The organism is Novosphingobium taihuense (assembly GCF_007830315.1).
Classification (GTDB): domain Bacteria; phylum Pseudomonadota; class Alphaproteobacteria; order Sphingomonadales; family Sphingomonadaceae; genus Novosphingobium; species Novosphingobium taihuense.
In genome coordinates, this window is record NZ_VLKJ01000007.1 from 164,779 (window position 1) to 176,601 (window position 11,823).

Here is an 11,823-nt window from a genome sequence, read left to right on the forward strand (position 1 = left end):
ACTGGAATCATCTCCGGCTGCTCCTGCCCCCGAGCCCAGCTAAGCCTGTGCCGCGGAGGCGGTGGTCATGGTGCGTGCTTTGCTTGGCGGTCTGGCGGCACTGATGCTCGTCGCTGCGGGAGTTTTCTGGTGGCAGGGCAGGGCTCAGTCCATATCGGGTGAAGCGCCGCCTGCGCTGCCTCTCCAGGACGCCTCCATTGCCGAACCGGAGGAGTTGCCGAGTGCTGATGTCGAAGGCCTGATGGGGGCCGAACCGCCGGAGGCAACGGTTGTCGGCAAGGAAACCCGGAGGTTCAATCTTGTCGACAAGGACCGTGACAACCGCATCAGCCGCACCGAGATGTTGAGCCAACGGGCCAAGGCCTTCCGCAAGCTCGACAAGGATGGAAACAATCTGCTGACGTTCGAGGAGTGGGCGTTCGCCACGGTCGACAAGTTCAAGGTCGCAGATAGCAATGGCGACCTTTTCCTGACGCGTCAGGAGTTTGCAACCACTCGCCCGAAGGACAAACCTAAGCCGAAGCTGACGTGCTCGTGCAAATGAGCGTCTGCTCGGTCAAGGTCAGGCGAGCGTGCTGACCCACCCAGATATCTCTGCCTTGGCTCGCTCGGTATATGCTTCCTTGCGTGCTTTCTTCTTCACGTCGTGCAGAGGTGGGAAGAGGCCGAAGTTTACGTTCATCGGCTGATAATTCTCGGCCTCGGCATCGCCGGTAATATGTGCCAGTAGCGCTCCCAGCGCGGTCGTGCGCGGCGGGGGTGACCATTCGCGTCCAGCGACTTGCGCCGCTGTCATAAGCCCGGCCAGCATGCCCACCGACCCGCTTTCGACATAGCCCTCGCATCCGGTGATCTGGCCGGCAAAACGAATATGCGGAGCGGACTTCAGGCGAAGCTGGCGATCGAGCAGTGTGGGTGAATTGAGGAACGTGTTGCGATGCAGGCCGCCTAGGCGCGCGAATTCGGCGTTCTCAAGGCCTGGGATCGTGCGGAAAACCCGAACCTGCTCGGCATGCTTCAATTTCGTCTGGAAGCCTACCATGTTCCAAAGCGTCCCCAGCTTGTTATCCTGCCGCAGTTGGACCACGGCGTACGGCCAACGTCCGTTAGGGTGTTCGTCCGTCGCCCAGTGCGGATTATCGAGGCCAACCGGCTTCATCGGCCCGAACCGTAACGTTTCAACGCCGCGAGCAGCCATGACCTCCACCGGCATGCAGCCGTCGAAGTACGGCGTGTCTGCTTCCCACTCCTTGAACTCGGTCTTCTCGCCCGCCAGCAGTTCCTCGCGGAAGGCCAAGTACTGCTCCTTGTTCATCGGGCAGTTGATGTAGTCCCGTCCGTCGCCACCCATGGCCAGCGAGGCTTCCGCCCCCTTGTCCCAGCGCGAGGCCATCCAGGCGACGTCCATGTTGATCGAGTCCCGGTAGACGATCGGCGCGATCGCGTCGAAGAAGGCGAGGCTGTCGGCACCGGTTGCAGATCCGATGCTGTTCGCCAGTGTCGGCGCGGTGAGGGGGCCAGTGGCAACAATGGTGAGCCCCTCGCTGGGCAGGGCATCCACGCGCTCCCGGACTAGCTCAAGCGTTGGCTGAGCGCGCAAGGCAGCCTCGACCTCTGCGGAAAAAACATCGCGATCCACCGCGAGAGCAGATCCGGCAGGGACACGTGCCTTGGCAGCCGCTGCCATCAGCAGACTGTCGCACTGACGCATTTCGTAGTGCAGCAGGCCCACGGCGTTCTTCTCGTCGTCGTCCGAGCGGAAGGAATTTGAGCAGACGAGTTCGGCCAGGCCGTCGCTGTTGTGTGCCGCAGTCGTATCACCACCTCCACGCATTTCCGAGAGACGAACGCGAATGCCGCGGCGGGCCAGTTGCCATGCTGCTTCGCTGCCGGCCATGCCGCCGCCGATTATGTGTACCTGATGGGTCATGACGCAGCCCTTGGCATTGCCGCGCCGCTGCGGCAAGACCGGCTGCAGTACAGGAGGGATGGGGACTAGTGTCAGACCGCGGGTTGATCGAGAAGCGGCCTTGGCTTGTGGCGAGCCTTGTCGCGGGAACTAGCTACTGGCTTGCGTCGAAAGGCCAGGTCCCAGGGCTCTGGCTGATCCTCTGGAAAGGCACGGGCGTTGCCTTGCTTGCAGCTTATGCCTGGGCACATCACCCTTCGCGCAATGCACACCAGATCGCGCTGGTTATGGCGCTGGGCGCGATTGGCGATGTAGTCCTGGAACTGAACTTCACCTTGGGAGCGGTGGCCTTCCTGCTAGGACATCTGGCTGCGATCTCGCTTTATCTGCGCTTTCGTAGGGACCGTCCGAACACAAGCCAGAACGTTGCGGCAATCGTAACGTTGCTGGCTGTTCCACTCATCTCGCTCGAGCTGACAGGTCAAGCTCAAGTTATGGTTTATGCGCTGAGCCTGTCCGGCATGGCCGCATCGGCATGGCTCAGCAGTTTTCCACGCTACCGCATCGGTCTCGGCGCGATGATGTTTGTCGCTTCGGACCTGCTGATTTTCGCTCGCATGGGGCCATTGGCTGGCAAACCGTTACCGGGTTTGCTGATCTGGCCGCTGTATTACTTCGGGCAGTTCCTGATCTGCACCGGCGTCATCTCGACACTCAGTGCTAGAGGAGAGTTCAACTCGCCGCCGGCAACTTGACACGTCCATCCGTGCCACGCCCCAGCGGACCGTAAGCCACGGCGGCATTCAAAGGCAAGTCTGCGTAGATGTGCGGGAACAGCTGACCGCCACGCGATGGCTCCCATTTCACCGCATCACCAAGCACGGCGAGATCGACTGCCACGACGTGCAGATCAGTCTGTCCGGCGAAGTGCTTGTCGACAGTCTCGGTCAGTTGCGCTTCGGTCGAAAGGTGAATGTAGCCATCCGCAAGATCGATCGGCGCGCCCTTGAACACCCCATTGGTTTCCAACTGCGCCATCTGCGGCGCGGTCAGCACCTTGTAGGCAATGAGCGGAAAATCGCTCATTCGTTGACGGTGTCTTCGCCTTCAGCAGTATCGACCGCACCGTCCTCGGAACCCTCTTCATCCGCAAGGCGCACGGCGCTGACCACGTGCTCGTCGCCGGAAACGTTGAACAATCGGACACCTGCCGAGCCACGACCGATCACGCGCAGTGTCGTCAAGGGCAGACGGATGAGTTTGGCCTGATCGGTGACAAGCATGAGCTGGTCAGCCTGCGTTGCAGGGAAGCTCGCCACAACCGGCCCGTTGCGGGCGATGTTGTCGATATTCGTAATGCCCTGTCCGCCACGACCGGTGCGACGGTATTCATAGGCTGAGGAGAGCTTGCCGTAGCCATTGGCACAAACCGTGAGGATGAACTGCTCGCGCGAGGCAAGTTCTGCCATGCGCTCGGCTGGTGTCGTGGGCTCGCCTTCCTTCTCACCCTTCCAGGGGGCGAAGCGGAGATAATCCTCTCGTTCCTCCGGACTGGCGCCGACGCGGTGGAGGATCGAGAGCGAGATGACCTCGTCGTCACCCTTGAGCGTCATGCCGCGCACACCGGTGGAAGTGCGGCTTGTGAATTCTCGGACTTCATCACCGGCGAAGCGGATGGCTTTACCCGAGCGGGTCGCCAGCAGAACGTCGTCGCTAGCTTCGAGCAACGCGACACCGATCAGGCGATCATCGCTGTCCTCTTCGAACTTCATCGCGAACTTGCCGTTCGACGGGATGTTGGCGAAGGCGTCCATCGAGTTGCGGCGGACATTGCCCTTTGCCGTAGCGAAAACCACCGAGAGCTTGCCCCACTCGGCTTCGTCTTCCGGCAACGGCAGGACAGTGGCGATTGTCTCGCCCTGATCCAATGCCGGCAACATGTTGATGACAGGTCGCCCGCGCGTGGTCGGCCCACCTTCGGGAAGGCGCCAGACCTTGAGGCGATAGACCTTGCCTGCGGTCGAGAAGAACAGGACCGGCGTGTGGGTGCTGGTGACGAACATCGTCGCCACGGCATCCTCGTCCTTCGTCGCCATGCCCGAGCGGCCCTTGCCGCCACGGTTTTGCGCGCGGAATGTCGAGAGCGGGGTGCGCTTGATGTAGCCGTCGAGGGTGATGGTCACGACCATGTCCTCGCGCTCGATCAGGTCCTCGTCCTCGATGCCATCAGCAGCAGGCGCGATCTCCGATAGTCGTGGCGTTGCAAAGGCCTGACGAACCGCAACCAGTTCGTCGCGCATCACGCCGTAAAGCTTCACGCGGTCAGACAGAATCTCAAGCAGCTCTGCAATCGTGCGAGCCAGGCCTTCGAGTTCCTCGCCAATCTCGTCACGGCCGAGCGCAGTGAGGCGATGCAGGCGCAGGTCGAGGATGGCGCGCACTTGCACTTCGGAAAGGCGATAGGTTGCGGAATCAACCGAACCCATGTCCTCGATAGCCTCGACCAGCCTGATGTACGGCGCAATCTCGCCCATCGGCCATTCGCGCGAAAGCAGCGCTTCACGGGCGATGGACGGGTTCGAAGAGCCACGGATGATGCGCACGACTTCGTCGAGATTGGTCACCGCGATGACCAGGCCCAGCAAGATATGGGCCCGATCGCGCGCCTTGTTGAGTTCGAACTTGGTGCGGCGGGTGATCACTTCCTCGCGGAAGCGGACAAAGGCCTCGATGATGTCCTTGAGGTTCAGGACCTCCGGGCGACCGCCGCGGATTGCCAGCATATTTGCCGGGAAGCTAGATTGCGCAGGCGTGTTGCGCCAGATCTGGTTCAAGACCACTTCGGGCGTCGCATCGCGCTTGAGATCGATGACTACGCGTACGCCTTCGCGGTTCGATTCATCGCGGATATCCGAAATGCCTTCGATCCGCTTGTCCTTGGCGGCTTCGGCAATCTTCTCGACAAGACCAGACTTGCCCACCTGATAGGGAATGCTGGTCAGCACGATCGAGCGGCGATCGCCCCGCGTTTCCTCGATCTGGTGCCGTGCTCGCATGATGATCGAGCCGCGGCCTTCATGATAGGCCTTGCGCGCGCCGGAAAGGCCAAGGATCAGCGGTGCCGTCGGGAAGTCAGGTCCCGGAACGATCTGGATCAGCTCATCGATCGTGATCAGCGGGTTTTCAATGTAAGCGAGGCAGGCGTCGATCACCTCGCCAAGATTGTGCGGCGGAATGTTCGTCGCCATGCCGACGGCAATGCCGCCCGCGCCATTGACCAGCAGGTTCGGGAAGCGTGCCGGGAGGACCTGCGGTTCATGCTCCGAACCATCGTAGTTCGGAATGAAGTCGACCGTGTCCTTCTCGATGTCGGCCAGCAGCGAATCTGCGACCTTGGCAAGACGCGCTTCGGTGTAGCGCATCGACGCCGGCGGATCGGGGTCCATCGAGCCGAAGTTGCCTTGGCCGTCGATGAGCGGAAGCCGCATCGACCAGTCCTGCGTCATCCGCGCCAGTGCATCATAGATCGCACTGTCGCCATGCGGGTGGTACTTGCCCATGCAGTCGCCAACGATACGCGCGGACTTGCGATAGGCTTTGGTGGAGACGAACCCGTTCTCGTGGCTGGTCCACAGGATGCGACGGTGGACCGGCTTCAGGCCATCACGCACATCGGGTAGCGCGCGGCTGACGATCACGCTCATCGCGTAATCGAGGTAGCTGGTCTTCATCTCGTCGACGATGTCGATCCGCTGGAACTCACCTTCGGGCGAGGGGGCAGGGGGGTCGATGATCGTGGTGTCGTCGCTCACGGGAACTGCTTTTCGTTATAGAGACAAAGGGTGGATAACGGCCCTAGGACAATTGCCGTGCGATAGCCAGCAAGAGGGGCTCGATCGCCCGGAAACGTCTATGGTTTTCCACACCTGCGACCAAGTGCATGAATATTGGGACGAGGTGCCATTCAATCGCGGTTCACCGTGAAAAGGGTAGCGCACAAACCGTTGCCAAGGGCCAAATTCCGCGCCACTAGCGGGATCGACCAGAGGTGAGAGGACACCGGGGTGCGAAGGTGTCGGGGCAGGGTCGCTCCCGCGGACGCATCCGGTCGAACAGGAGACGATTTCTATGCGTGCTACTTTCGGACTGATTGGCAAGACGGCCATGGCCCTCGCGCTTTCGGCCGGCGCACTGTCGGTCACGTCGACCGCGGCTTTCGCCAAGGACAAGGAACCCAAGGCTGAGAAGGCCAGCTACTCCAAGGAATTCGTGACCGCAGCAGGACCAATTCAAAAGACTGTCACTGCATTGGATGAAGCCAAGAAAAAGGGCGCGGATGCCGGTGCACAGAAGGCTCTTCTGGCCAATGCTCCGGCTGAACTTGCAGCAGCCGAAGCCGCAGTGAAGACCCCGCTCGACCGCATGGCAGCCGGGGGCTGGGCAGTGAGCATCGGCGGCGTTCTCAATGACGTTGCGATGCGCCAGCGCGGCATTCAGAACATGCTCGACAGCGGTCAGGTACCTGCAGCAAACGTTACCGAATACCAGTTCTATCTCGGTAACTTCGCATACTCGAACAAAGATTTCGCAACCGCTGTAAAGGCGCTGACGTCAGTTGTTCAGGCAAACTACAAGGATGACACGGCGGCAGAGCTCCTTGCGGACTCCTATGCGCAGCAGGGCCAGAACCCGCAGGCTCTCGAAGCGCTGAAAATGGCAGTTGCAGCGCGCAAGGCCGCAGCGCAGCCGGTACCTGAAGGCTGGTTCAAGCGTGCAAACCTGATTGCCTACAAGAACAAGCTCGGGCCGCAAGCGATCGAATGGTCGACCCTGATGGTCGAGAACGACCCGACGCCGCTCAACTGGCTCGGTGCCGGTCAGCTCGTCCGCGAGTTCAGCCAGTTCACCAACCAGGAATCGCTGGATCTCGGCCGACTGCTTCTGCGTTCGGGCGGTTTCCAGAATGATCCGAAGTACGTCGAGCGCGAATACGTCGAGTACATCGAGGCAGCTGACCCTCGCCGTCTGCCGGGCGAAGTGCTCAAGGTTGCGAATATGGGCGTGCAGGCCGGTATCCTGAAGGCAAGCGATCCTTTCGTATCCGACGCAATGAGCCAAGCCAAGGGACGCATCGCGCCCGACAAGGCTTCGCTCCCTGCGCTCGACAAGGAAGCTCGCGCCGCCAAGGACGGCAAGAGCCCGATGGCCATGGCTGATGCCTACCTTTCGTACGACGAAGCCGCAAAGGCCGAGGAGTTCTACAAGATGGCGATCGAGAAGGGCGGCATCGACAAGGATCGCGCCCTGACCCGGCTGGGCATCGCCCAACTCGATCAGGACAAGTTCACTGATGCCAAGGCGACATTCGCCCAGGTCGGAGGCGCTCGCGCAGCCCTTGGCCGTCTGTGGCTCGCCTACGCGAACACCCAGGCCCAATGATCGCCGCGGGCGAGTAAACTGAACAACGAAAGGGCGGCCCGAAAGGGTCGCCCTTTTTCATTTCCTGCTACAGTTCTTCTATTGATCAGCTCGCTGGCGAGAACTCTCCGCTAGCTTCATCCAGGACGTGAAGGATGCCGTCCGAGATTGCGAAGAACGCACCTCTCAACCGCAGTTCGCCACTGGCTTCCTTGCGACGAATGCAGGGGAACGTGCGCAGGTTGGTGATACTGGCACGGACTCCCGCCTGCTCCATCGCGCGCTCCGCCCCGCGACCTTCGGTGCCGTAATTCGCCACGACTTCTTCGCGAACGTCATCGAGCAACGCGATCCAGTCGGCGACGAAACCGCCTTCGCCCGGCTCGGTCCCTTTGAGGCTCTGTGTCAGCGCCGCCTTGCAGCCACCGCACATCCCATGCCCCATGACCACGACTTCCTTGACCTTGAGCACCTGTACTGCGAACTCGAGCGCCGCCGAGACGCCGTGGTGGCCAGGAGTGGTTTCGAACGGCGGGACCATGGCAGCCACGTTGCGCACGACGAAGATTTCGCCGGGGTCGACATCGAAGATCTGGGCGGGATCCACCCGGCTGTCGGAACAGGCGATGATCATCACCTGCGGCTCCTGACCTTCGCGAAGTTCGCGCCAGCGTTCCAGCTTCGGCGTCCAGCCATGTTCGCGGAAACGGCGGTAACCTGCGAGCAGGCGGTCGAGTTCGGGTGAAGGCTGGGTCATGACTGCGGCTAATGGCGGTATAGATTGGGTCTTTCAAGTGGTGGCGTAACGGCTTATCTGGTCGCCATGAACGAGCCGGCCCAGAACCTTCGCCCTGAACGCCAACGCAAGCCTGACTGGATCCGCGTAAAAGCGCCAACCAGTAAAGGTTATGGCGAAACTCGCGCCCTAATGCGTGAGCTTGGCCTTAACACCGTGTGCGAAGAAGCAGCCTGCCCGAACATCGGCGAATGCTGGACCAAGAAGCACGCCACCGTGATGATTCTTGGCGATGTCTGCACGCGTGCTTGTGCGTTCTGCAACGTCAAGACCGGCATGCCTCGCGCCGTGGACCCTATGGAGCCACTCAATGTGGCGACCGCTGCGGCCAAGATGGGGCTCGAACACATCGTCATCACATCGGTCGATCGTGACGATCTGCCCGATGGCGGGGCGGGTCATTTCGTCAAGGTGATCAAGGCCCTGCGCGATCTCACGCCCAATACCACGATCGAAATTCTGACTCCGGACTTCCGCAACAAGATGGAAGCTGCTGTTGAATCGATCGTCGACGCGGGGCCCGACGTCTACAATCACAACCTTGAAACGGTGCCGCGCCTTTACCCAACCATCCGTCCTGGTGCGCGGTACTACGCCTCACTGCGCTTGCTCGAACAGGTAAAGCGCCACGATCCACGCATCTTCACAAAGTCAGGTATCATGCTCGGCCTTGGCGAGGAGCGACTCGAAGTACATCAGGTGATGGACGATATGCGTTCGGCACAGATCGACTTCCTGACCATGGGTCAGTATCTCCAGCCTACCCCGAAACATGCCAAGGTGATCGACTTCGTGACGCCAAAGGCGTTCGAGGCTTATGGCTCGATTGCTCGCGCGAAGGGATTCTTGCAGGTCGCAGCCAGCCCGCTGACCCGGTCGAGCTATCACGCTGGCGATGATTTTCGGCAGATGCGCGCAGCGCGCGACGAGCAACTCTCCAAGCTCGCCCAGAAAGCCGAAGCACAGGCCTGAGCTTGCCCCGCATAACCGAAACCCGCACCCTGCAGTGGTCGGCCGAACAGATGTTCGACCTCGTTGCAGACGTGCGCCGGTACGCAGAATTCCTGCCTTGGGTCGTTGCTACGCGGATCAAGTCTGACAGCGAACGTGAAATGATTGCCGACATGCTTGTGGGCTTCAGCGCTTTGCGCGAAAAGTTTACCTCTCGCGTGCTCAAGGAGCGGCCTCGTTCGATCAAGGTCGAATACATCGAAGGTCCGTTGAAGCGCCTCGAGAACGACTGGACTTTCCGCAGCAATCCCGAAGGCGGCTGCACGATTGAGTTCTGCGTCGACTTCACGTTCCGAAGCGCGATCTTTGAGAAGCTTGCAGGTCAGTATCTCGACGCGGCATTCCGCAAGATGGTCGCCGCGTTCGAGAAGCGTGCAGAACAGCTTTACGGCAGCAACAGTTCCAGCGCTGTAAGCGTCGCCTGAAAGCGCACTTCGGCGCGCGTGCTCTCAGGATCGAAGCTCTTCAATTCGGCATTGGTCGCCTCGGGGTCCTCGCCACGCTTGGCGCAGGCGAACACGACCGTGCCAACTGGCTTTTGATCAGAGCCACCATCGGGTCCGGCGACGCCGGTAATGGCCACGGCGACATCTGCGCCTGACTTCTTCAGCGCGCCCTGCGCCATGGACCAGGCAACGGCGATCGAGACTGCGCCGAAGGTGTCGATCAGATCTTCCGAAACACCGAGAAGCTGGTTTTTCGCCTCGTTCGAATAGGTTACGAAACCACGGTCAAGTACGGCTGAACTGCCCGGTACTTCCGTCAAGGCGGCAGCGACAAGCCCGCCGGTGCAACTCTCGGCTACAGCTACCTTGCGTCCGATTGCGGAATTCTCTTCGACAACCCGGCGCGCGAGAGCACCGATTTCGACGGGAAGCAGGCTGTCCATTGGCATGGTCTCAGGCCGCCGTTTTGCAGATGGGGAAAGACGATGCTTTGCCGGGCTTCGGCTTGTCTGCCAGCACGAGAACGAATGTAACGAGTTCAGCCGTGTTCTCCGGCGGCAGCGGAGAAAGCAGGCGTACTCCGCGCTCGATCGCAGTGCACTGCTGGGGCTTGATCTCGCCGCTCACCAGTTCGCTAACCATCGCCTCGACGAAAGGCTGTACCGCGTTGTCGGGCAGGTTCTTCATCATATCGGCCATCTTCGGGTCCTTGCTCCCGCCAAGCTTGAGGAACGCCGTTTTGGCCATGGGCCAGTTATCGTCCTTGCGCGCAGCATAGCGGTTCAGGAATTCGTTGCCGCGCGTCGCGAAGTATCCGTTCGCTGAAAGATGTGGCTTGCAGCTCTTGATGGTGCCGTCGATCACCGAGGGCAGGGCATAGCCGACAAGGGCGGTCACTTCGCCTTCGCTCAGGCACGGTGCAGATTCAGTCGCGGCATTCGCGACCTGTCCCTGAGCCATAGCCAAGGCGGCAATTGCTGCAGCGGCTCTACGATTTGACATCATGATTCGTCTGCTCCTGCGGTGATCAGCGTGCAACAACTGTTGCAACGGCCTGTGCGGCGATACCTTCGCCTCGGCCAGTCAGGCCCAGACGCTCCGTGGTGGTCGCCTTGACCGAGACAGCGTCCAAGTCAATCCCGAGAATCCGTGCAAGCGCTTTGCGCATGGCAGTCTTATGCGGTCCGATCTTCGGTGCCTCGCAGATGATCGTGACATCCACATTGCCAATGTCATAGCCGGCATCGCGGGCAAGATGCGCCGCATGCGCCAAGAAGCGGTCTGACGAAGCCCCCTTCCACTGCGGATCTGATGGCGGGAAATGGTCGCCGATGTCACCAAGCGCGACAGCACCCAGCAGTGCATCGACCAGCGCGTGGATCGCAACATCCGCGTCGGAATGCCCCGAAAGACCTTTGCCATGCGGCACTTTCACCCCGCAGAGCCACAACTCCTCTCCCTCGACAAGCCGGTGAACGTCAAACCCAATGCCGGTGCGAGTAGCCCGTATCATGCCCTGCTCCTCGAGATCGGCGGCAAACGTGACCTTGCGTAAAGCTTCGTCACCCGTTGCCAGCAGGACTTCATGTCCCGCGGCAACCGCCACCTGCGCGTCATCACCTGCATCGGGCTCGCCCTGCCAGGAACGGTGTGCATCCAGGATAGTCGAATAATCAAAAGCCTGTGGGGTCTGGACACGATACAACTCTTCGCGTTCGACCTTTCCGGCCATTGCCCCACGTTCTCCACGGATCATGCTATCGACAACCGGGAGCACCGGAATGGTCGCAACCCCACGCTGCAACGCTTCTATCAGTCCGCCGATGACCGCTTGAGAGAGTAAGGGCCGGGCGGCGTCGTGGATCAGGACTTGCGATGGAGCGTCAGGTTCCAGGGCTTCGAGCGCCACGCGCACGGATGCCTGCCTGGTTTCACCACCGAGGACAAAACGAACATCCGCCAGCCCGCCCAGCGAAGTCGCCGCAACCTCTTCCCATCCCTCTGGAATCGCAACCATGATGGGGCGGATTCCGGCTTCGACCAGAGCTTCGACCGAGTGGCGCACGAGCGGCTTTCCCCGCCACTCAACAAACTGTTTCGGCACCATTCCGCCCGTCCGCAGCCCCTTGCCAGCGGCAACGACAACGGCTGCAGTCGATCGTGAGGAAAGAGAAAGGGCATCGGTCATCCGCCGGGCCTCTACCAGCGTCGTAGGGGAGGGGGCAACTGCGCAGACCAATCGG

Annotated in this window: 12 protein-coding genes; 5 read left to right on the top strand and 7 right to left on the bottom strand. The window is 60.9% G+C overall.

The features are described from left to right. Positions 1-67: 67 nt before the first annotated feature. Entirely contained in the window at positions 68-544 is a 477-nt protein-coding gene (locus tag IQ25_RS14760; RefSeq protein WP_144907043.1) for an EF-hand domain-containing protein, read from the top strand. Between the two features lie 18 nt (positions 545-562). Here IQ25_RS14760 and trmFO read toward each other — a convergent pair whose 3' ends face one another. After that, complete coding sequence (gene trmFO / locus IQ25_RS14765; RefSeq protein WP_144907044.1) at positions 563-1,930, bottom strand: methylenetetrahydrofolate--tRNA-(uracil(54)-C(5))-methyltransferase (FADH(2)-oxidizing) TrmFO; 1,368 nt, start codon at positions 1,928-1,930, stop codon at positions 563-565. An 83-nt stretch (positions 1,931-2,013) separates the two neighbouring features. Between trmFO and IQ25_RS14770 the strand changes: the two genes are divergently transcribed. After that, positions 2,014-2,664, top strand: coding sequence for a lysoplasmalogenase (locus tag IQ25_RS14770; RefSeq protein ID WP_221236650.1), 651 nt, complete (start codon positions 2,014-2,016; stop codon positions 2,662-2,664). Here the strand turns inward: IQ25_RS14770 and IQ25_RS14775 are convergent. Both IQ25_RS14775 and gyrA read right to left on the bottom strand, forming a co-directional pair. Further along, positions 2,642-2,995 (bottom strand): DUF952 domain-containing protein, encoded by a 354-nt coding sequence (locus IQ25_RS14775; protein WP_144907046.1) that lies wholly within the window; start codon positions 2,993-2,995, stop codon positions 2,642-2,644. The two genes, IQ25_RS14770 and IQ25_RS14775, sit on opposite strands and share 23 nt — an antisense overlap. Continuing rightward, a complete protein-coding gene (gene gyrA, locus IQ25_RS14780; protein WP_144907047.1) occupies positions 2,992-5,721 on the bottom strand; it encodes a DNA gyrase subunit A in 2,730 nt (909 codons plus the stop codon). Before gyrA ends, IQ25_RS14775 begins: the two co-directional genes overlap by 4 nt. A gap of 316 nt (positions 5,722-6,037) precedes the next feature. Between gyrA and IQ25_RS14785 the strand changes: the two genes are divergently transcribed. Continuing rightward, a complete protein-coding gene (locus IQ25_RS14785; protein WP_144907048.1) occupies positions 6,038-7,348 on the top strand; it encodes a tetratricopeptide repeat protein in 1,311 nt (436 codons plus the stop codon). Positions 7,349-7,433: 85 nt separating this feature from the next. On the opposite strand, the gene IQ25_RS14790 is transcribed toward IQ25_RS14785, so the two are convergent. Next, positions 7,434-8,084, bottom strand: a complete 651-nt coding sequence (locus IQ25_RS14790; RefSeq protein ID WP_144907049.1) for a carbonic anhydrase — start codon at positions 8,082-8,084, stop codon at positions 7,434-7,436. Between the two features lie 66 nt (positions 8,085-8,150). Between IQ25_RS14790 and lipA the strand changes: the two genes are divergently transcribed. Together lipA and IQ25_RS14800 are read left to right on the top strand one after the other, a co-directional pair. Next, the gene (gene lipA / locus IQ25_RS14795; protein ID WP_144907118.1) at positions 8,151-9,095 is read left to right on the top strand and encodes a lipoyl synthase; all 945 of its coding nucleotides are present in this window, start codon (positions 8,151-8,153) and stop codon (positions 9,093-9,095) included. Positions 9,096-9,097: 2 nt separating this feature from the next. Next, positions 9,098-9,559 carry a type II toxin-antitoxin system RatA family toxin gene (locus tag IQ25_RS14800; protein WP_144907050.1) on the top strand — a complete coding sequence of 154 codons (462 nt, stop codon included), beginning with the start codon at positions 9,098-9,100 and terminating at the stop codon, positions 9,557-9,559. Here the strand turns inward: IQ25_RS14800 and IQ25_RS14805 are convergent. From IQ25_RS14805 to IQ25_RS14815, 3 genes are read right to left on the bottom strand one after another with little or no spacing between them, the layout of a single operon-like run. Next, positions 9,520-10,023: a CinA family protein gene (locus IQ25_RS14805; protein WP_144907051.1), complete on the bottom strand. Its 504-nt coding sequence runs from the start codon at positions 10,021-10,023 to the stop codon at positions 9,520-9,522. The two genes, IQ25_RS14800 and IQ25_RS14805, sit on opposite strands and share 40 nt — an antisense overlap. 10 nt (positions 10,024-10,033) lie before the next feature. Beyond that, the gene (locus IQ25_RS14810; RefSeq protein WP_144907052.1) at positions 10,034-10,585 is read right to left on the bottom strand and encodes a hypothetical protein; all 552 of its coding nucleotides are present in this window, start codon (positions 10,583-10,585) and stop codon (positions 10,034-10,036) included. A gap of 22 nt (positions 10,586-10,607) precedes the next feature. Next, positions 10,608-11,768 carry a bifunctional 2-C-methyl-D-erythritol 4-phosphate cytidylyltransferase/2-C-methyl-D-erythritol 2,4-cyclodiphosphate synthase gene (locus tag IQ25_RS14815; protein ID WP_144907053.1) on the bottom strand — a complete coding sequence of 387 codons (1,161 nt, stop codon included), beginning with the start codon at positions 11,766-11,768 and terminating at the stop codon, positions 10,608-10,610. Positions 11,769-11,823 lie beyond the last annotated feature (55 nt).